General features: G+C 61.7%; 22 protein-coding genes and 1 pseudogene. 7 read left to right on the forward strand and 16 right to left on the reverse strand.

Features of this window, described 5'->3' with window-relative positions:
- Window positions 1-389 precede the first annotated feature (389 nt).
- Entirely contained in the window at window positions 390-1,040 is a 651-nt protein-coding gene (locus J2X56_RS25840; RefSeq protein WP_310163930.1) for a VOC family protein, read from the reverse strand.
- Window positions 1,041-1,128: 88 nt separating this feature from the next.
- Between J2X56_RS25840 and J2X56_RS25845 the strand changes: the two genes are divergently transcribed.
- From J2X56_RS25845 to plsY, 4 genes are all read left to right on the forward strand, one after another.
- Window positions 1,129-1,632: a methylated-DNA--[protein]-cysteine S-methyltransferase gene (locus J2X56_RS25845; protein WP_310163932.1), complete on the forward strand. Its 504-nt coding sequence runs from the start codon at window positions 1,129-1,131 to the stop codon at window positions 1,630-1,632.
- A 9-nt stretch (window positions 1,633-1,641) separates the two neighbouring features.
- Window positions 1,642-2,565: a site-specific tyrosine recombinase XerD gene (xerD, locus tag J2X56_RS25850; RefSeq protein WP_121037594.1), complete on the forward strand. Its 924-nt coding sequence runs from the start codon at window positions 1,642-1,644 to the stop codon at window positions 2,563-2,565.
- 76 nt (window positions 2,566-2,641) lie between these two features.
- Window positions 2,642-3,142 (forward strand): aminoacyl-tRNA deacylase, encoded by a 501-nt coding sequence (locus J2X56_RS25855; RefSeq protein ID WP_039790088.1) that lies wholly within the window; start codon window positions 2,642-2,644, stop codon window positions 3,140-3,142.
- A 94-nt stretch (window positions 3,143-3,236) separates the two neighbouring features.
- A complete protein-coding gene (gene plsY, locus J2X56_RS25860; protein ID WP_121037592.1) occupies window positions 3,237-3,854 on the forward strand; it encodes a glycerol-3-phosphate 1-O-acyltransferase PlsY in 618 nt (205 codons plus the stop codon).
- 260 nt (window positions 3,855-4,114) lie between these two features.
- Here the strand turns inward: plsY and J2X56_RS25865 are convergent, their stop codons facing one another.
- From J2X56_RS25865 to nac, 15 genes are all read right to left on the reverse strand, one after another.
- Entirely contained in the window at window positions 4,115-4,978 is an 864-nt protein-coding gene (locus J2X56_RS25865; protein ID WP_121037589.1) for a DMT family transporter, read from the reverse strand.
- 166 nt (window positions 4,979-5,144) lie between these two features.
- Window positions 5,145-5,990 carry an ABC transporter substrate-binding protein gene (locus J2X56_RS25870; RefSeq protein ID WP_121037586.1) on the reverse strand — a complete coding sequence of 282 codons (846 nt, stop codon included), beginning with the start codon at window positions 5,988-5,990 and terminating at the stop codon, window positions 5,145-5,147.
- Window positions 5,991-6,133: 143 nt separating this feature from the next.
- Entirely contained in the window at window positions 6,134-6,862 is a 729-nt protein-coding gene (locus J2X56_RS25875; protein ID WP_121037583.1) for an amino acid ABC transporter ATP-binding protein, read from the reverse strand.
- Window positions 6,859-7,626 (reverse strand): amino acid ABC transporter permease, encoded by a 768-nt coding sequence (locus tag J2X56_RS25880; RefSeq protein ID WP_121037580.1) that lies wholly within the window; start codon window positions 7,624-7,626, stop codon window positions 6,859-6,861. The genes J2X56_RS25875 and J2X56_RS25880 overlap by 4 nt, the downstream gene beginning before the upstream one ends.
- Before the next feature lie 3 nt (window positions 7,627-7,629).
- Window positions 7,630-8,331, reverse strand: coding sequence for an amino acid ABC transporter permease (locus J2X56_RS25885; protein WP_121037577.1), 702 nt, complete (start codon window positions 8,329-8,331; stop codon window positions 7,630-7,632).
- Between the two features lie 280 nt (window positions 8,332-8,611).
- Window positions 8,612-9,619 (reverse strand): D-glycerate dehydrogenase, encoded by a 1,008-nt coding sequence (locus J2X56_RS25890; protein ID WP_121037573.1) that lies wholly within the window; start codon window positions 9,617-9,619, stop codon window positions 8,612-8,614.
- An 88-nt stretch (window positions 9,620-9,707) separates the two neighbouring features.
- Entirely contained in the window at window positions 9,708-10,373 is a 666-nt protein-coding gene (locus tag J2X56_RS25895) for an RraA family protein (RefSeq protein WP_121037570.1), read from the reverse strand.
- Between the two features lie 41 nt (window positions 10,374-10,414).
- Window positions 10,415-11,158 carry an SDR family oxidoreductase gene (locus J2X56_RS25900; RefSeq protein ID WP_121037567.1) on the reverse strand — a complete coding sequence of 248 codons (744 nt, stop codon included), beginning with the start codon at window positions 11,156-11,158 and terminating at the stop codon, window positions 10,415-10,417.
- Between the two features lie 133 nt (window positions 11,159-11,291).
- Window positions 11,292-12,056: a LamB/YcsF family protein gene (locus tag J2X56_RS25905; protein ID WP_121037564.1), complete on the reverse strand. Its 765-nt coding sequence runs from the start codon at window positions 12,054-12,056 to the stop codon at window positions 11,292-11,294.
- A gap of 38 nt (window positions 12,057-12,094) precedes the next feature.
- A complete protein-coding gene (locus J2X56_RS25910; RefSeq protein WP_134040109.1) occupies window positions 12,095-12,490 on the reverse strand; it encodes a biotin/lipoyl-containing protein in 396 nt (131 codons plus the stop codon).
- A gap of 7 nt (window positions 12,491-12,497) precedes the next feature.
- The gene (locus J2X56_RS25915; protein WP_121037558.1) at window positions 12,498-13,499 is read right to left on the reverse strand and encodes a biotin-dependent carboxyltransferase family protein; all 1,002 of its coding nucleotides are present in this window, start codon (window positions 13,497-13,499) and stop codon (window positions 12,498-12,500) included.
- On the reverse strand, window positions 13,496-14,140 hold the full coding sequence (pxpB, locus tag J2X56_RS25920) for a 5-oxoprolinase subunit PxpB (RefSeq protein ID WP_166675767.1): 645 nt from the start codon (window positions 14,138-14,140) through the stop codon (window positions 13,496-13,498). The genes J2X56_RS25915 and pxpB overlap by 4 nt, the downstream gene beginning before the upstream one ends.
- Window positions 14,141-14,202: 62 nt before the next feature.
- On the reverse strand, window positions 14,203-15,555 hold the full coding sequence (gene accC / locus J2X56_RS25925) for an acetyl-CoA carboxylase biotin carboxylase subunit (protein WP_310163944.1): 1,353 nt from the start codon (window positions 15,553-15,555) through the stop codon (window positions 14,203-14,205).
- 41 nt (window positions 15,556-15,596) lie between these two features.
- Window positions 15,597-16,043 (reverse strand): acetyl-CoA carboxylase biotin carboxyl carrier protein, encoded by a 447-nt coding sequence (gene accB / locus J2X56_RS25930; protein ID WP_121037552.1) that lies wholly within the window; start codon window positions 16,041-16,043, stop codon window positions 15,597-15,599.
- A gap of 147 nt (window positions 16,044-16,190) precedes the next feature.
- Entirely contained in the window at window positions 16,191-17,117 is a 927-nt protein-coding gene (gene nac / locus J2X56_RS25935; protein ID WP_121037549.1) for a nitrogen assimilation transcriptional regulator NAC, read from the reverse strand.
- A gap of 411 nt (window positions 17,118-17,528) precedes the next feature.
- On the opposite strand from nac, the gene J2X56_RS25940 reads away from it, so the two are divergent.
- The 3 genes and pseudogenes from J2X56_RS25940 to J2X56_RS25950 all read left to right on the forward strand — a co-directional run.
- Window positions 17,529-18,737, forward strand: a complete 1,209-nt coding sequence (locus J2X56_RS25940) for an aspartate transaminase (RefSeq protein ID WP_121037546.1) — start codon at window positions 17,529-17,531, stop codon at window positions 18,735-18,737.
- A 126-nt stretch (window positions 18,738-18,863) separates the two neighbouring features.
- Window positions 18,864-19,913, forward strand: coding sequence for a porin (locus J2X56_RS25945; RefSeq protein ID WP_121037543.1), 1,050 nt, complete (start codon window positions 18,864-18,866; stop codon window positions 19,911-19,913).
- Between the two features lie 83 nt (window positions 19,914-19,996).
- Window positions 19,997-20,418 (forward strand): annotated as a pseudogene (locus J2X56_RS25950) (NAD(P)(+) transhydrogenase (Re/Si-specific) subunit alpha); the annotation flags it as partial.

The following is a 20,418-nucleotide window of genomic DNA, read 5'->3' on the forward strand; positions in this document are numbered from 1 at the left end:
AGTGCTTTGAGACGGCACAAAGTGCTGCTAAAGTGCGTGCTTTGCTGAATCGGCACCTTGTATTTGCCGCCCTGGCAATCGAGTTTTGTTTTAGGTTTTTCTAGTGAGTTGTTGATGTACTTGCCTTGGCGGCGACCCCTCCGACACATCGGTCCGGGCGTGGCGAGGCAGCACCGAATACAAAGCGGGTGGTGCATAACAAACGGTATCAATACCGGGAAACTGAGGAGACGTGCATTCGATTGAAACCGTTCAAACGGTCGGGAATGCATCTGGAGTATTTTGAAGGCGCATCCGCGGATGCGCCTTTTTTCTTTGTGTCGCGTGGTGCTGATGATGTGTATAAATCGTTTATACGGTTTATATGTTTTACCTCCCGCACGCCGCCGTCAGCCCAGTACCCGCTCCCCGTGTGGCGTTGACACCACAGCACGCAGGCTGGCCTGCTTTCCTTCCTGCAACACGATACGCGCATCGTCCAGTCCGATGGCCCGGCATGCGGCCTGCAGATCCTGCGCGGCGGGATGTTCCAGAACCAGTTGCTGCAAACGGCATCCGCGGTCGGGCAGGGCGCTGGCCGGGTGCGGCTGGCTAAGCCACTGGATCAGCGACGGCATCACGCCCTCGCAGGCCAATGTTCCATCGGCGGCGATGGTGATGAGCCAGTCCAGTGCACCGCGGCTCATGGGTTCGATCACGCCCGGTGAAACGGGGCTGGCCGCCACGGCCGCCGCGATATCGCTGGTGCGGGCCACCCAGTGCGCCAGGCGGGGCGCAGCGTCCTTGCCCAGATGATCCATGCCGAACCAGCGCGGCCGCTCGGGCGCATCGGCGTTGGGGTCGATGGTGATGACTTCGAGGTAGAAGCCTTCGCCCAGCGACAGCAGTGCATTGTGCGTTCCCAGCCGCACATGCTGGCCGCCGATGCGCGGCGCCATGGACACGCCCAGGCACTGTTCCACCCAGGCCATGCCGGATTTGAGCGTGGGGGCGGTGATGACCAGGTGGTCCGGATCGGTATGCAAGGGGGCGGTGCTCATGCGGTCTCCATCAAGTTTTGCCTGATGGTATCAAGCCCGCGCGTGAATTGCTTACAATAGCTGCCCCAGGTCCACGCCACGGCTCCCGATGACCCCAGCAGATTCTCCACTGACCGCCCTGTTCTCCGCCGTAGTGCATACGCCCTTCGGCGGCATGGGGGTGCGCACCCAGGCCGGGGCCGTGGTCGAGATGGTTTACCTGCCGCCGCATTACGCCGAGAAGGACGCCACCGATGCCGTGGCCGCGCAGGCAGTGCAGCAGATCACGCGTTACCTGGCCGACCCCGCTTTTCGTTTCGAACTGCCGCTGCTGAGCGTGGGCAGCGCCTTCCAGCAGCGCGTCTGGCGTGCCATTGCCGAGATTCCCTGTGGTCAGGTGCTGACCTATGGCCAGGTCGCCAAGCGCATCCAGTCCGCACCGCGCGCGGTCGGTCAGGCTTGCGGGGCCAACTGGTATCCGCTGGTGATTCCCTGTCATCGGGTGACGGCGGCGGGCGGCCTGGGCGGCTTCTCGCATCATGACGATGAGGATGGCTTCCACCTGGAGGTCAAGCGCTGGCTGCTGCGCCATGAAGGCGTGGCGGGATACTGAAGAAGACGCATGGGACGCACCACACCAAAGATCGAAGCGCCGTCCGTGAGCCGCGAGGCCATCGACGAATTCTGTGACAGCCTGTGGCTGGAAGATGGCCTGTCCAAAAATACGCTGGAAGCCTATCGGCGCGACATGACTCTGTACGCGCACTGGCTGTATCAGGAGCGCGCCAAGGCCCTTTACGATACGCAGGCCGAAGATCTCAACGCCTATTTCGCGGCGCGCCACGATGAGACCAAGCCCAGTTCCTCCAATCGCCGCCTGGCGGTATTGAAACGCTTCTTCCAGCTGGCCCTGCGCCAACATCACGTCACCGCCGATCCCTGCCTGAAGCTGCGCTCGGCGCGCCAGCCACAGCGCCTGCCCAAGACCATGTCGGAGGGGCAGGTGGAAGCGCTGCTGGCCGCGCCCGATGTGTCCACGCCGCTGGGCCTGCGTGATCGCGCCATGATCGAGCTGATGTATGCCAGCGGCTTGCGGGTCTCGGAACTGGTGACCTTGAAGAGCATCGAGGTCGGCATGAACGAAGGCGTGCTGCGCGTGACCGGCAAGGGCAGCAAGACGCGCCTGGTGCCCTTCGGCGAGGAAGCCGGTGCGTGGATGGCGCGCTACCTGGCCGAGGCGCGCAGCCAGATCCTGCAGGGACAGATCGATGATGCGCTCTTCGTGACCGCACGGGGCGGGCCGATGACGCGCCAGATGTTCTGGACCCTCATCAAGAAATACGCGCTGCAGGCCGGTATTACGGTGCGCCTGTCGCCGCACACGCTGCGCCATGCCTTTGCCACGCACCTGCTCAACCATGGGGCCGACCTACGCGTGGTGCAGCTGCTGCTGGGCCATGCCGATATTTCCACGACGCAGATTTACACCCACGTCGCACGCGAACGCCTCAAGCAACTGCATGCCGCACATCACCCCCGCGGCTGATCTTGCGGCATAATGTGCGCCCATGACGGCCCGGCCGGCCTGTGCGGCCGGTCAGTGTACCGTCAGGAAGAGACCGATGAGCGCCAAGAAAGAACACATCTCCGAAACTCCCGCCACGCAATTCCTGCGCAAGCAGGGCGTGGCGTTTACCGAGCATCCCTACGCCTACGAGGAGCACGGTGGCACCTCGGTGTCCTCGCGCGAACTGGGCGTGGATGAGCATGCGGTCATCAAGACCCTGGTGATGCAGGACGAGGCCGCCAAGCCGCTGCTGGTACTCATGCATGGCGACTGCAAGGTCTCCACCAAGAATCTGGCGCGCCAGATCGGCTGCAAGTCGGTTGAGCCGTGCAAGCCGGAGGTAGCCAACCGCCACTCGGGCTTCCTGATCGGCGGTACTTCGCCCTTCGGCACGCGCAAGACCATGCCGGTCTATGTGGAGTCGACCATCCTCGAACTGGACAAGATTTACATCAACGGCGGACGGCGCGGTTTCCTGATCGGCATCGATCCGGCGGTGATCCTGAAGGTGTTGCCGGCCAAGGCGGTACAGTGTGCGCTGGCCGATGCGGCGTGAACCGTCACGCTCACACTTGACGACACTTGACGCGTGCTGACGCCGCTCCCCGATAACAGAGACAACAGAAAGCAAAAGCAGAAAGCCCCACCTCATGTACAACATCCTCTTTGCCATCGCGGCCTACCTGATCGGTTCACTGTCCTTTGCGGTGCTGGTGTCCAAGCTGTTCGGCCTGTCCGATCCGCGCACCTATGGATCAAAGAATCCGGGCGCGACCAATGTCCTGCGCAGCGGCAACAAGAAGGCCGCCGCGCTCACCTTGCTGGGCGATGGCTTCAAGGGCTGGCTGGCGGTGTGGCTGGCGCAGAAATTCGGTCCGCACTATGGCGTGGACGATACCGGCATCGCGCTGGTGACGCTGGCGGTCTTCCTCGGTCACCTGTGGCCGGTGTTCTTCCGCTTCGTCGGCGGCAAGGGCGTGGCTACTGCACTGGGCATCCTGCTGGCGCTGAACCCGTGGCTCGGTCTGGCCACGCTGGCGACCTGGCTGGTGGTGGCCTTCGCTTTCCGTTATTCCTCGCTGGCAGCGCTGGTGGCAGCGCTGTTTGCACCGTTCTATTACGGCCTGCTGTTCGGCACTACCGATGGCATCCTGCTGGCTGTGGTCGCCATGGCGGCACTGCTGATCTATCGCCATCGCAAGAACATCGGCAATCTGCTGGCGGGCAAGGAAAGCCGCATTGGCGACAAGAAGAAGGCGGCCAAGTAAGACTGCCGATTGGAATGAAAAGAAGGGCCGCAATTTGCATTGCGGCCCTTTTTGTTGATGGTGCGTTCTCGTCCTCACGATTGATCGGCACCAGGCCGTTGACCGGATAAGGGATAAGTTTTGCGGAGTTGAACGAACCGGGATACTGAGAGTGGTACTACCGTGTGGCAGCCTCCGGACGGCAAGGGACGGTGGGGCAGACGGAGAGGAGCAATTCTGCGTGCATGTCAAGAATCAATGTTTGCCAAGCACGGCCGACCCTATTGTTTCCCTTCAACCCGCGTGCTGTTTAATACGCCCACACCCAATACTGCCGTAGAGATACCAATGATCTTGATGAGATTGGCGCTGTCTTTGAGCAGCCATACCCCAAGAAGTGTGGACAATACAGGTGTCAGCAGCGAAAAGGGCGCCAGCTTGCTCACCGGATAGCGTTCCAGCTGGCGGTACCAGATCCAGTAGCCGAGTACGGATGAACCCAACGCACAATAGGCCGTGGCCAGCCATGCATGCCAACTGGCCTCCATGACGGCATGAGCCTGTCCGTGTTCAAACATCCACGATGCCAGCAGCACTTGCGGTACGCCCAGCAAGGAAGACCAGCACATCATCGCCATCAGATCGGGGATACGGGCGTGCTTGACGATGATGTTCGAGGCCGCCCAGGCGAGTGCACTGCCCAGCAGCAGAAATGAGGCGAGTGCTCCGGGCATCGAGGGGCTGAAGGTAAGGATGGCCACGCCCATCAGCGAGACGGCCAGACCGACCCAATGACGACGTGCCATCGTTTCGTCGAACAGCAGCACGCCCAGAACGATCGCCAGTGGCGTTCCCATCTGCAGCAGGATGGCACCGGTGCCCGCCTCCGCCATGCCCAGCCCGATGAACATCAGAGAAAAATGCAAGGTCGAGAACGTGGCCGACAGCATCACGATCCACTTCCATTGTGTGCGCGCGATGCGCCACGGCGGCGCGAAGGGCAGCAACACGATACCGACCATGGCCAGTCGCATGGCCGTCATCAACAAGGGCGGCAGTTCAGCGACACCGGCTTTGACGGCGATGATGTTGCCCGCCCACACCGCGATGGCGATGAGGACAGCAAAAAGATCCTTGGGAGACATGAGATGGGAAATAAAGCGAGACGGGGGGCTATAGACCACCGTGACAACGGCAACCTGCGAAGACCGGAAAGAAAAAGGGGATTGGCAACTGCCGCCAATCCCCGAAAAGTCACCACACTCAGGTGACACTGCCTCAAGCAACTTCCAGGGGATGCAAAGACAACATTCAGGGCATGGGCTGGAACTTCAATTCGCTCAGCGGTGCGATTTTTTCAGTACGGGTGATGCCATAGCGGGTATCCGGACCGAGCCACTTGTCCCAGATCTTCTTGAATTCACCCGAACTCTCCAATGCCATCAGGCCCTTGTTGACCGCCGCCGCAAAGGCAGGCTCGCCCTTGCGCATGCCGGCTCCGATCGGTTCCAGCGCCATCGGTTCGCGCAGGATCGCCAGTTCGTTAGGACTGCCCTTGGTCTCCTGGGCATACTGGATGGCCGTCATCATGTTGGTGACGAAGCCGTTCACCTTGTTCTGCTGCAGGGCCAGATAGGCCGATCCGGAATCCTGGAAGGTCACGGCCTGGCCATTCTTGACCGACATGTAGATCGACTGTTCCGAGGTCGATCCCTTGGCTGCACTGATGCGCTTGCCTTCGAAATCAGCCAGAGTCTTGCCGGCGTCGGCCTTCTTGACCAGCAATACCTCCTTGGTGATGTAGTAGGCATTGCTGAACTCGATCTGTTCGCCGCGGGTCTTGGTGTAGGCCAGGTTGGCGATGACCAGATCGACGCGTCCCATCTTCACTTCCGAAATGCGCGCCTCGACCGACAAGGGCTTGAGCGTGGGCTTGAGGCCCATTTCCTTGGCCAGTGCGTTGCACAGGTCCACATCCATCCCCACCAGCGCGCGCGTCTTGGGGTCGGGATACGAGAACGGAACGACATCCGCATAGACGCCGCAGATCAACTCCTTGCGTGCCTGGACCTCTTGCAACTGGTCCGCGTTGGCCTGCGGGATGATGCCGATCGCGCTACAGAACAGGAAGGCACCAGCGATGCGATTCAATTTCATGATGTAAGGCTCCTCAGTTTTTCTTGGAACAGGTCTTGATGAATGATTGCCCCTGCCTGCCGGCAGGAGACCTTGGGTCGAATCCGCTTGATCAGGACGAATTCCGTGGACTGCAACTTGTTGTCGGTGTCGCACCGCGCGGCTCAGTGCGAGCGCAGGTCGGAAAGGAAACGCTGCGCGCGCGGATGTTCCGGGCTGGTGAAGAACTTCTCGGGCGAAGCTCGCTCGAGGATGGTCCCTGCATCCATGAACCAGACCTGGTCGGCCACTTCCCGGGCAAATCCCATTTCATGCGTGACGCACATCATGGTCATGCCATCGCGCGCCAGACTCTTCATGACGTTGAGCACTTCGCCCACCATTTCGGGGTCCAGCGCCGAGGTGGGTTCATCGAAGAGCATGGCCGGCGGGTCCATGGCCAATGCCCGGGCGATGGCCACACGCTGCTGCTGGCCGCCGGAGAGCTGGCCCGGGAAGGAGTCGGCCTTGGATGACAGGCCCACGCGCTCCAGCAAGCTCATTGCCTTTTCGCGCGCTGCCTGGCGCTTGAGACCGTTGACCCGGGTCGGCGAAAGGATGATGTTGTCCATCACAGACAGATGCGGAAACAGGTTGAATTGCTGGAACACGAAACCCACGCGGGTACGGAACTTGTTCAGGTCAAGTCCGGCGGCATTGACGTCCTGGCCATCGAAGGCAATCTGTCCTTGCTGGATGTCCTCGAGACGGTTGACCGTCCGGATCAGGGTGGACTTGCCGGAGCCCGAGGGACCGCAGACAACCACGACCTCGCCACGCTTGACCTGGGCATTGACGTTGACCAGGGCATGGTAATTGCCGTACCACTTGTTGACGTCAGTGAAGATAATCATGAATTCTCCTTGCTTGCTGCTGCGGGAAGCGCGGTCATGGACAGCTTGCTGCCAACATCCGGCTTGTTCTTGCGTGCCTTGCCGGCGCGCTTGTTGGTAATGCGGCGCTCGATGTAATCCGCCAGCTCCGTAAAGGAGAAACACAGGACGAAATAGATCAGGGCCAGTAGTGAAAAGACCGCCAGCGGTTTGGTCAGCAACTGGTTGTTGACCTGATTGGCTGCGAAGGTCACCTCGGGCACGTTGATCACGTAACCCAACGAGGTTTCCTTGATGGTCGAGACGAACTGGCTGATCATGCTGGGCATCATGTTGTACAAGGCCTGCGGCAGGATCACGAAGCGCAGCGTGCGGAAATACCCCAGCCCCAGTGCACGCGAAGCTTCGAGCTGTCCTTTGGGCAGCGCTTCGATACCGGCGCGGATGACCTCGCAGAGGTAGGCGCTCTGGTAGATCACCAGAGTACACAGCATGGTGGTGAAACCGGTGATGGTCCGGCCGATCAGCAAGGGCAGGAAGAAATACACCCAGAAGATCACCATGATCAGTGGAATGCCGCGGATGGTGTAGACCAGCATGGTTGCCGGAACACGGAATACGGCCATCGGACTGATGCGGGCCAGGGCCAGCAGGATACTGACCGGAAAGGCAAGGCCCAGACCCAGCAATGAAAGGATCAGGGTGATGGCCAGTCCGCCCAGCGCACCGTGCGGATATTGCCCGAGCAGCAGCAGTTCCCAGTAGTTGTGCAGGATATCGAACATGATTTAGCGGCTTCCTGGAATCTTGTAGTGACGCGAGATTGCCTCGCCTGCTGCCATCAGTGCCAGGGACAAGGCCAGGTAGCCGACACTGGCGATGAGATAGGCTTCAAAGGTGCGGAACGTGTAGTTCTCCAGTTGTCGCGTGGCGTAGGTCAGCTCGGCCACACCAATGGCCATGGCCAGACTGGTGTTCTTGAACAGCAGCACGGTATGGTTGATCAGGGGCGGCACCGCAATGCGCAGTGCCTGCGGCAGGATCACGAAACGCATGGTGCGCAGATAGCTCAGACCCAGTGCCCGCGAGGCTTCGAACTGGCCAGCCGGAATCGCCCGCAGGCCGCTGCGGATGTCTTCCGATACATAGGCGGCCATGCACAAGCCGATGGCAATGACGGAGTAGAGGAATTCACCGTTGAACTGGTTGATCCACATCTGGGCCTCGTCAGGCAGCAACGAGGGCAGCGCGAAATACCACATCATGATCTGCACCAGCATCGGTACATTGCGGTGGTAGGCCACGAAGCACGATACGATGCCCGTGGCAAGCCGGTGACCGCTCATGCGCATGGTGGCCAGCAAGGTCCCCAGCAGCATCGCCACGAGCCAGGACGCAACCGTCAGCTCCAGGGTAAGCAGCAGGCCCTTGACCAGCAAGTCGGCATATTGCCCTTGCAGGACGGCTGCAAAATTGAGGTTGAGGTTAATGGCGTTTCTCCTTTACTGATGCGCCCACGGTATGCGTGTTGGCAATGACAACTCGTTTGCAGAGAGAATACGCGGTTCAAAAACGATAAGAAAAGACGCTTTTCATCTGATCCGATAAGTTTCTGAAATGGTGGTGCATCCTTCGTCTCTGGTGGTGCAGCAAGCCCCATTTTGGGGCTGTCCGAGCTCGCGGCCGGTCACGATCTGGCGCGTGCGAGTACGCGGCCATGGCGTATTGCAAGAATCACGCGCATGGCGGCAACCGGCATCAGCAAACGCGTCAGCGACGCAAACGAGAGGGACTGGAGAGCAGTTCCGGATTGACCGGGGTCAGTACCGCCGGTACCGGTGCGGCACAGACGGCTTCCAGGTTGCGTACTGCCAGCAGTGCCATGGCGCGTCGCGTCTGAATGGAGGCACTGCCGATGTGCGGGGTCAGGACCACATTGGGAATGTCAAGCAGGTCCGGCCGCACATTGGGCTCACCCTCGAAGACATCCAGTCCGGCTGCAGCGATCGTGCCGGCGCGCAGCGCCTGGGCCAGGGCGGCATCGTCGATGACGCCGCCGCGTGCGATATTGACCAGGGTGGCGGTAGGCTTCATCAGCGCCAGTTCCGCAGCACCGATCGCATGATGGGACGAGGCAGAGTAGGGGACCACCACGATCAGGTGATCTGCTTGCGACAGCAACGTCTGGCGATCCACATAGGCCGCATTGCAGGATTGTTCGACCAAGGGATCCAGGCGACTGCGGTTGTGATAAATCACACGCATGCCGAAACCATGCGCGCCGCGCCGTGCAATGGCCTGGCCGATGCGGCCCATGCCGAAGATGCCCAGGGTACTGCCGTGGACGTCGGCTCCCAGCAGCATGTCGTAGATCCCCGTCTTGTTCCATTGCCGCGCGCGCACGTAGCGATCGGATTCGGCGATTCTGCGCGCGGTGGCCATCAGCAAGGCGAAGCCGAAATCCGCCGTGGTCTCGGTGAGCACGTCAGGGGTATTGGTGACCAGTACGCCGCGCTGGTTGCAGGCCTCTACATCGATGTTGTTGTAGCCCACGCCGACGTTGCACACCGCGCGCAATTGCGGACAGGCATCCAGCAATGTGGCATCGATGCGGTCGCTGCCATGGGTCACGGCGCAGACCTTGCCTTGAAGGCGGGCGATGAGCTCAGGCTGGCTCCACAATATGTCCTGCTGATTGTCGAGTACGTCGAAGCGCGTCTGCAGGCGCTCCAGGATGTCCGGGAAGGTCGCCCGGGTAACGGCGATGGCTGCTTTCATCTGGTCTGTCTCCGATATCGTTTTATTTATTGACACCTGCGCGCAAACGCCATTTGGCGCAGGTGGTACTACACGTGCAGAAATGGCGTCAGCCGGCGCTGTTGGCTTCGAGCGCGTCAATCCAGGAACGGTCGTAGCGGCCTTCGCGGATGGCGGTCATGGTGTCTTGTTCGCGCTGGATCTGCTGCAGCGCCTTTTCGATCAGATACGATGCTTCGGACTGGGCGAAGGCGACGATACCGTCCTCATCGGCCACGATGATGTCGCCCGGATTGATGACCAGGCCGTCGATGCTGACCGGGACATTGATTTCGCCGGGGCCGCATTTGTACGGACCTTTATGCGTCGCTCCACGGGCAAAGACCGGATAGCCCATCTCACGAATCCCTGCCACGTCGCGAATGGCACCGTCGATCACGAGTCCCGCAATGCCGATGGTGCGGGCGTAGGTGGTCATGATTTCGCCCATCAGCGCCTGGGTCGTATCACCGCCACCGTCGATGACCATCACGTCACCCGGGCGGCAGTAGTCGAAAGCGCGATGGATGGCGAGATTATCCCCGGGGCGCACGCGTACCGTCACGGCGGTACCGACCAGTTGCTCGCCCTGATACATGGGACGCAGGTTGGAGGTGCCCGCCAGGCGGCGCATGTTGTCGCTGATGAGTGCCGACGGGATGCTCTTGAGCTGCTCGATGATGGCCGCAGGGGCCTGCGGCGAAGACGGATTCTTGCGTGCGCCGATATGTTCCATGATATGGATTCTCTCTCTGGTGGAAATGAAGGCCGCCGGACTCAGTCCTGCGGCTTGATGGTGGTCAGGCCGCCCGGTACCTGCAGCGTCGGGAGGATTTCGATGTTGCTGATGTTGACGGCGATGGGGGCCGAGACGGCAAAGGCGATGGCATCCGCAATGTCCGAGGCCTGCGGAAGCTCGAAGCCGTCGATGAATTGTTTGCGTGCGGCCTCGATATCGCCATGCACATGTCCGAAGATATCGGTGGCCACGCGGCCGGGGCAGATCTCGGTGACGCGCACCCGCTTGCCGGTGGCATCGACCCGCAGCTGGCGTGAGAGGGCGTGGATGCCGGCCTTGGTGGCGTGATAGATGGAGTTGCCGTTGAAGTTGTAGATGGCGGCAATCGAGCTGATGTTGACGATGTGGCCCCGATCACGTTCGACCATGCCGGGCATGATCAGGCGGACCAGGTGCAGGACCGCTTGCAGGTTGATTTCGACCTGCGCGTCGACGTCACTCTCGCTGGCATTGAGGATCGAACCCGGTGTTGAAATGCCGGCATTGTTGACCAGGACGTCGAACTGGTATTGCTGTGCCAGGCGAGTCAATGCGGGCAGGTCACGGACGTCGGCCACATGCGGGATGCAACCGGTACGTGCCGCAAGTTCCTTGAGTGCCCCTTCGCTGCGGGCCAGTGCGTGCACCTCCAGTCCTTCCTTGCAGAAACGTTCGACGATGGCTGCGCCCATGCCGGTGGAGGCACCCGTCACCAGTGCGGTCTTGTAATCAGAAAAAGGCATGTGAAGATCTCCAGTATGAGAGCCGCCACTTGGGCGGCCCGCTGAGTTGAATATAGCGCGCAGGCGCGCTTCGGACTAAGACGGATTGGCTTTGAGGGGATAAGCACTGCTTATGTCCAGCCAGGCCAATACGTTACAGTAGCTGGCTCACCGGCGTGACGCTGCCCCCGGCCTCTTCGATGGCACCGCGAATGGCGCGCGCCAGGGCCACGGCACCCGGCGTATCGCCGTGCACCAGGATTTGCTTTACCGGCATGGGCAGCGGCGTCCCGGTAATGGAGGCGACGCTGCCGGTACGCAGGAGCTCCACCACACGCTGCAGTACGGCTTGCTTGTCCTCGATGACGGCACCGGGCAGCTTGCGCGAAACCAGGGCCCCCTGGTCGTCGTAGGCACGGTCGGCCAGGAAGGCCGTGGCGCACGGCAGGCCGTGGCGTACGGCTGCGCGTTCGATGGCCGTATTGGTCGAGACGCTGATGATGATCTCGGGGTCGAATTGCGCGATCGCGCTGAGCAGCGGTTCGGCCAGCGCATCATCGGCGGCCGCCATATTGCCCAGTGCACCGTGGAAGCTCATGTGTCCTACCCGGCAACCGGCTGCCCGGGCCAGGCCGGAGAGTGCGCCCAGCTGGTAGAGCACGTATTTGGCCAGTTCCTGCGGATCGGCCTGGATCACTCGCCGGCCGAAGCCAAGCATGTCGGGAAACCCGACGTGGGCACCGATATCGATGCCGCGGGCGGCAGCCTGGCGCAAGGTGCGGTCCATGATCACCGGGTCGCCAGCGTGGAAGCCACAAGCAATATTGGCCGAGGTGATGATGTCCATGAGTGCCTCGTCATCACCCATGCGGTAGTGGCCGTAGCCTTCGCCGATGTCGGCATTGAGATCGATCTTCATGTGTATCCTTGGTTTCCCGAATGCAACGCGATTGTCGCTCAGGCGTCAATTTCAAAAAGCGGCGTACCGTAGCCGACCAGGCCTTGCGCTGCCGTGAGGCTGCGTACCGAGCCAGCGTCCTGGCTGGTGACCGGCAGGTACAGTTCATCGGCCTGGATCAGTGCGAGGATGTCACCCGGTTTCACCACACTGCCGTTGGTCACGAAAGGAGCGGAGCGCAGCGGATGTTGCGTGACGAGATGACCGAAACCAGGTGCCATGACCTGGGTTGTCTTGTCGCCCTGCGAGACTGTCGGCAGCGCTGCCTCAACCCGGCTATCCAGGTGAGCCGGTCCCTCCAGGCGTACGCGCTCTCCCGGGCGGCGCAGTTCCAGTACCGCCAGCCGGCCCTGCTCCGTCAGTGTGACCAGCGCCTGTAATTGTTCAATGTCCATGGCCACCTCAGCTGTTCCAGATCTTGCGTTGCATCTGCACCGCTTGTTGCAATTGCGCGAGATAGAGCGCCTTTTCTTCCAGCGCGGCGCTGGCCTGCGCATGGTCCACCCGAATGAAACGCAGTGACTGGCCAATGCGCGCCTGCCCCAGACGCCACAGGTCGGCTTCGATGACGGTGCCCACCTTGGGATAGCCGCCCGAAGGCTGGGCATCGCGCAACTGAATGATGGGCTGCCCGCTGTGGGGTACCTGGATCACGCCGGGCACGATCCCGTGCGAGCGCATTTCCATGGGACGCGCCGCCTGCAGTCCCGGTCCTTCGAGACGGTAGCCATAACGATCGCTTTGCGGGGTGACCTGCCAAGGCTGCTGCCAGAACGCCTCCAGCGATTGCGCCGTATAGCCCTCATATTCGCCCGCCGGAAGTACGCGCACGGGGATCTGCTCCTGGCTTCCCGACAGTGTCAGCGGCAATCCCAGTTGCGGTGGACGCACGCCGAAGCCGCTGGAAGAAATGCCCGATACCGGCGTCAACTCACCTTGGCGGAAGGCTGTCTTGAGGGCATCTCCCTTCTTCAGCGGGCGGCCTTCGAAACCACCGAAGTTGCCGCGCATCTGCGTGCTGCGCGACCCCAGTACCGGCTCGACATCGATTCCCCCGGCCACGCTCAGGTAAGCGCGCGCACCGCTGCGCGGTACGCCCAGCGCCAATACCTGCCCCTGGCGAGCCTGCCGGCACCACCAGGGTGGAACGGGCTGGCCATCCAGCGTGGCTTCGCAGTCGGCACCGGTCAGCGCAAAATCGGCATCGGTGGTGAAGCGAACGCGAAACGGCAGAATCGGGACCTCGATCCCGGCAGCATTGCTGTCATTGCCCAGCAGGATATTGCCGATGGCCAGTGCCAGGTCGTCCATGGCTCCCGAGGTGCCGACGCCATAGCGCAATACGCCGAACCGGCCGAGGTCTTGCACGGTGCTCAGTGCACCGGTGGCCATGATCTCGATCATTTGATTACCTTTGCAATGTTGAAGCGGATCGTATCGCCCGGTGCCAGGATGGCTGGCGGTTCCCGGTGCGGATCGAAGAAACGCATTTGCGTGTGGCCAATGGTGTTCCAGCCGCTGGGGCCATCCGAGGCCGACACGCCGGTCTGTTCGCCGCCGATGGAGACTGAGCCGCCGGGCAGTCGTACCACCGGCACCTTGCGCCGGGGGGTAGCAATACGAGGGTCCATGCCGCCCAGGTAACAGTAGCCAGGATGGCTGCCCAAGGCATAGACGGTGTACAGCGGTGCCGCATGCATCTGCACGATGTCATCCACGGACAGCCCGGTATGGGCCACGACGTCGGCCAGGTGCGGGCCACCCTCCCCGCCATAGATCACATCGAGCGCCATGTGCCGGCCCTCGATGTGCAATTCGACCGATTCTTCCCATGCCTGGCGCAATGCGCCTTCCACGCTGGCGATGTCGGACGGCGGCTGGCGCAGTACCAGCATCAGGTTGGCCATGCCGGGGACGACTTCGGCCACCTCGGGCCAGTCTGCGAGGCGCTGGGCCAGGTCCCAGATACGGCGCTGCTGCGGCAGGTCCATCGCGCCCGGCGCCTCGAACAGGACGGCCTTGGCGCCCAGCAGGCTGATCTTCAGGGCATGGGCATCGCTGCCCGGTTGCGTTGGCGGCGGGATTTCTCTGAGCTTGGTCGATGGTTTCACGGTGCGTTCCGATGCTTGAGCCAGTGTTCAAGGTGATGGATGTTGACGCCCCCTGCAGCAAAGCCGGGTTCAGTCATCAGGTCGCCATGCAGCGCCAGGTTGGTGCTCACACCGCTCACCCGCATCTCTGCCAGCGCACCGCGCATGCGGGCCAGCGCCTCCTCGCGGGTGGGCGCATGCACGATCAGCTTGGCGATCATGGAGTCATAGTAGGGCGGTACCGTATAACCGACGCCTGCATGGGAATCGACTCGTACTCCGTGGCCGCCGGGCAGTTCCCACGTGCTGATGGTGCCGGGCGAGGGCGCGAAGGTATAGGGATCCTCTGCGTTGATGCGGCACTCGATGGCATGGCCATGGCACTGGATATCCTGCTGCCGCAGGGGCAATACCTCGCCGCTGGCCACCCGTAGTTGGGCCTGCACGATATCGATGCCGCTGGTCATTTCGGTGACCGGGTGTTCGACCTGCAAGCGCGTGTTCATTTCGATGAAGTAGAAGCGTCCATCTTCGAAGAGGAATTCAAATGTGCCGGCACCGCGGTAGTCGATCTGCCGGCAGGCTTCGACGCAGCGCTGACCCACCTGCTCCAGCAATGCGGAGGCGATACCGGGCGCTGGCGCTTCTTCCATGACTTTCTGGTGACGGCGCTGCATCGAGCAATCACGCGCGCCCAGCCAGAAGGCATTGCCGTGGTTGTCGCACAGGACCTGGATTTCCACGTGGCGGGGATGCTGCAGGAATTTCTCCATGTACAGCTCCGGATTGCCGAAGGCGCGGCGCGCTTCTTCACGCGTCAACGCAACGGCCTCGGCCAGCTCGCTCTCCTGCTGGACCACGCGCATGCCCTTGCCACCGCCTCCACCCGCTGCCTTCACGATGACCGGATAACCGATATCGCGGGCCATTTGCTTCAGTGCCTCGATATCGGCGGGCAATGCGCCATCGGAGCCCGGTACGCACGGCGCACCCGCGGCGAGCATCGCCTGCTTGGCCGCGATCTTGTCGCCCATGACGCGGATGGACTTTGCCAGCGGACCGATGAAGACAATCCCGGCATCCTCCAGCAACTGCGCGAATTCGGCGTTCTCGGACAAGAAACCGTAACCGGGATGGACGGCATCGGCACCGCACAGGCGTGCGGCCTGGACGATGGCGTGCTTGTTGAGATAGCTGTGGGTGGGGTGGGCACGTCCGATGCACAGTGCCTGATCGGCCAGGCGCACGTGACGGGCACCGGCGTCGACCTCGGAGTAGACCGCTACGGTAGCGATGCCCAGCTCGCGGCAGGCGCGCTGGATGCGCAGGGCGATTTCGCCACGATTGGCGATGAGAACTTTCTTGAGCATGAATGTGTGGGGTGAATGAGCGAGGGCGATCCTGGCCGGGGTCAGGCGAGGCGGAACAGGGCCTGGCCGACCTTGACCTCGCTGCCCGAACTCACCAGTACCTCTGCAATGCGGCCGGACTGGTCGGACTCGACCGTGTTGAACATCTTCATGGCTTCGATCACGCAGACCACCTGTTCCAACTGCACTTCGTCGCCGATCTGCACGAACGGAGATTCGCCCGGAGCAGGTGTGAGATGGAAGATGCCTTGCATGGGGGCGGCGATCACACGCCCTGTGCTGGACGCTGCTTCAGCAGGAGCAGGGGCGGGAGAAAACAGGGGAGGCGCAGAGAGGGGAGCAGCGGTCGGCACCGGCACCACCGTATGCGCAGTTGCATTTGCGTGCCGTTCCAGGCGCACGCTGTGTTCGCCCTCGGCCAATTCAAGTGCACTCAGCCCGGAGCTGTTGAGCAGGTCGATCAGTGCTTTTATCTTGGGGAGATCCATCGCTTTCCTTGCCTGTGCGGCGCTATCGATATTCAGGAATTCAATATACGCGGACCGCTCGCAATGGGATAAGACGGATTGGCTTTGAAGGGATAAGGCGACCTTATGGATTGGTGCGCGGTACTGCCGCCGCCCATCCAGGCTGGTTCACGGCTCCTGAACGAGAGGCTGCCCGCTGTCACGGGCAAGGTCATCCACCAGCTCCAGCAGGATCTCGCGCACCGCGTTTGCGGGTTCGGACAGGGGAAGGTGATCTGACTCGCAGAGGGACAACGGAGCCAGTATCACCGGATCGACAATACGCGAGAGCGTGGCGTTGCCGGAGGACGCGATCACGCGCGCGGCTGACACCGGCAGGATGGTCGCGCCCAGCCCGGCACCGATAGCCGACGACAAGGTGGCGGCCGACTCGATTTCGGCCACCACGCGCGGTACCATCTGTGCGCCCATGAAGGCCTCGTTGACGTACTTGCGCACATAGTTGTACGGCCGTGGCAGCAGCAATTCCACATCGCGCAGCTCGCGCAAGCTGATCTCGCGTTCGGGGAAGTGCAGACAGGCGGGGGCGACCAGATAAAGATCTTCCTTGAGCAAGGGCTTGTACGACAGGCCGGGAAAGGACTTCTCGCCATACAGGACGGCCATGTCCATGCGCCCGTTCATGATCAGTTCACTCAACGTCGTGCCAAAGTTCTCGTTGATGTAGAGCAGTACGCCAGGATGGCGCGCCCGTACCGTCTGCAGCAGCGGCAGAGACAATGCCGAGGCGGCCGTCCCTGGCGAGAGACCGACCGAGACCTGGCCCGACAGCGCCTGTCCCGATTTCTTGACGTCATTCTGGGCCTGCTCCACCTGGCGCAGGATGATCTGTGCATGGCGATACAGGGTCGTGCCCGCTTCCGTAGGCGTCACGCCACGCTTGGTCCGTACCAGTAGCTGCTGCCGGCACTCGCCTTCCAGCGTGGCCAGTTGCTGGCTCAAGGCGGGTTGCGCGATGTGCAGGATTTCGGCTGCCTGAGTGAGGCTGCCGATGTCGACAATTTTGACGAAATATTTAAGGCGACGCAGATTCACGATTCTTTTCCTCCCATGCTGCGAGCCGTGATGCAAGAATCACGCCACTGTCTCCACATACGGCGCGCAGTTTGTCTTCTGCTTGTTGATATCGGTAGGGCTCCAATGATAACGCTATCACGGCAGAAGAATTTTATATGGATGCTCGCGTTGCGGTATCAACACACTGTCGCATGGAAATTATTTACTGGCCGAGTCGCTTAAAAAATGCCGCTGGCCAGGCGGAAAGCCCGAGTTTGCAGGGGTTGCGAGCAGAGTCCGGGATGGCTCCATGAAACGTCGAGAGCCAAGCTAAAAGCAGTTTGCGGGGCAGCCATAAGGCGAGGTTATTTTGCCAGACGAAAGTCGTCTTATCGGAAAAATGGGCAGCCGCTTACCGTTAGCGCTCTTGATCGTTTTTTGGAGAGCCGTGTGACTTCCCCCCGTATCGCTGACCGCGTCCGTCGTATCAAACAGTCCCCCAGCAGTGCCGCTGCCGAGCGTGCGGCCGAATTGCGCCGCCAGGGCAAGGACATCGTCAACCTGGTCGTGGGTGAGCCCGATTTCGATACGCCCGCGCACATCCGCCGCGCTGCCGCCGAGGCCATCGAGTCCGGCCAGACGCGCTATACGCCAACCGCGGGTACGCCTGCATTGCGCCAAGCCATTTCAGAAAAACTGGCGCGCGAAAACCAGCTGGCCTATGCGCCGCGAGAGATCATCGCTACCTGCGGGGCCAAACACGCCATCTTCAATGCCTTGGCCATCACGGTGCAGAGCGGAGATGAAGTACTGGTGCCGGCACCTTACTGGGTGTCCTATCCCGATATGGTATTGGCTTGTGATGGCACACCGGTCGTCGTGCCCTGCGTGGAGGAAGACGGCTTCAAGCTGACGCCTGCTGTCCTCGATGCGGCCATCACGGCACGCACCAAGTGGCTCATCATCAATTCCCCCAGCAACCCGACCGGAGCAGCCTATACCCTGGAAGAACTGCAGGCACTGGCCGAGGTGCTGCGCCGTCATCCGCAGGTGCTGGTGATGACTGACGACATCTACGAACATATCCGATTCGATGGACAGCCTACGCCGCATCTGCTCAATGCAGCGCCCGATCTGCGCGAGCGTACCCTGCTCATCAATGGCGTCTCCAAGACCTATGCCATGACCGGTTGGCGTATCGGCTATGCGGCCGGTCCGAGCGATCTGATTGGCGCACTGGATATCCTGCAATCGCAGTCGACCAGCAATCCCAGTTCCGTCAGCCAGGCGGCGGCTCTTGCCGCACTGACCGGCGACCAGGGTTTCGTGGCCGAGTTTGCCGATACCTACCGCCGCCGCCGTGATCGCGGGCTTGAACTGATCAACGCCATTGATGGCCTGAGCTGCCGCAAGCCCGAGGGGGCCTTCTACCTGTTCATCAACTGCAGTGGCCTGCTGGGCCGCCAGACGCCGGAAGGCAAGGTGATCGAGAGCGACATCGATGTGGTGATGTATTTCCTCGAAAGCACTGGCGTCGCCCTGGTGGCCGGGACGGCCTACGGCCTCTCGCCTTATATGCGCATGTCCATCGCCACTTCGGTGGAAACCATTGAAGAAGGTTGCCGCCGTATGGCCGGCGCGGTCGCGGCACTGCGCTGATCCCAAGAACAACGGCCGTTATGACTGACATCCTGGCGGCCATTGCCGGGAGGCGGCGCCACGCCGGCTCCCGAAGAGTCTGAGGTAGAGGGTGCAATTCAATTCAACCACTAAAGGGAGTCGTCAATGAAAAAAATAGCCATGTCGGCCGCAGCGCTGGGGATCATCAGCTGTGGCGCCCAGGCGCAGAGCAGTGTCACGATCTACGGTATCGTCGATTCGTCGGTTCGCTACAGCACCAATGAGAACGCCGCGGGCGGGAGCAAGGTGCAACTGGCCGGCGGTCCGCTGTCCGGCAGCCGTATCGGTTTCAAGGGGACGGAGGATCTCGGCGGCGGCTTGTCGGCGCTGTTCTCGCTGGAGACCGGATTCGGGACCGACACCGGCGCGCTGCAACAGCAACCGGCTTCCGGCACCCGGCTGTTTGGCCGGGAGTCTCTGGTCGGGCTGCAAGGCGGCTTCGGCAAGCTGACCGTGGGGCGTCAGTATGCACTGATCCATGACATGGTCGTGAGCTATGACGTCTATGCTCTCTCCAACGTGACCCAGACCATCGGCTTCCAGGGCGGCAACTACACCATGGGCGCGCGACTGGACAACAGCTTGCGCTATGCCGGCACCTACAAGGGTGTGACGGCCTCATTGGGCTACAGTGCCGGCGAAGTGGCGGGTGACATCCACAATGGTGAATCCAGGGCCATCGGCCTGGCCTATGATGACGGTCCGCTGCACATCGGCGGTGCGTGGCAGGTGTTGAATAATTCGACTACCTATTTCAGCTCGGCCATCAGCGCCAACAGCAAGCAGACGGCCTGGTCACTGGGCGCTACCTACACCGCAGGTCCGGTGAAGTGGTACGCAGGCTACATCAACAACAAGCTCGATATCGCCGACTATCGCAACAGTTCCTACTCTGCCGGTTTCAAATGGAACATCAGCGGACCGTGGAGCTTGTGGAACGCGGTCTACTTCGACCGCCTCAAGCACGCCGGCACCAGCGGCAACCGCCTGACCATCGCACCGACCGTACTCTATGCCTTCAGCAAGCGCACCGATGTCTATCTCACGGTGGACTACACCAAGCTCACCGACGCATGGAAGACCTTGGGCTCCACCTCCGGCACGCTGTTCGGCAATCGTCTGGGCGTGACCACCGGCATTCGCCACCAGTTCTGATGCAGTACCGGGGACATCCTCGGCGATGTCCCCCTGCGCGTCGCATGACCGCGTCACAAGAACGATAACAGCAGGAGCAATTCATGATCATAGGCATCCCCGTCGAGACACGGGATGGAGAAACCCGCGTGGCCGCCACGCCGGAGACAGTCAAGAAATTCATCGCGGCCGGGCATGAAGTCAGGGTGCAGTCCGGTGCAGGCGTCAGGTCCAGCATTCCTGACTACGCCTATGTGGCCGTCGGCGCCAGCATCGGCAGCGCCGAAGCGGTCTATACCGCCGAGATCCTGCTCAAGGTGCGCGCCCCCAATGAGGCCGAACGCGCTCGCCTGCAACCGGGTACCGTGGTCATCGGCATGTTGAACCCGTTCGATGCCGACAACATCGCCGCCATGGCCGCCGCCGGCCTCACCGCCTTCGGCCTCGAAGCCGCGCCCCGCACCACCCGCGCGCAGTCGCTGGACGTGCTGTCCTCGCAGGCCAACATCGCCGGTTACAAGGCCGT

Source organism: Herbaspirillum sp. 1173, assembly GCF_031455335.1.
GTDB lineage: Bacteria > Pseudomonadota > Gammaproteobacteria > Burkholderiales > Burkholderiaceae_D > Herbaspirillum > Herbaspirillum huttiense.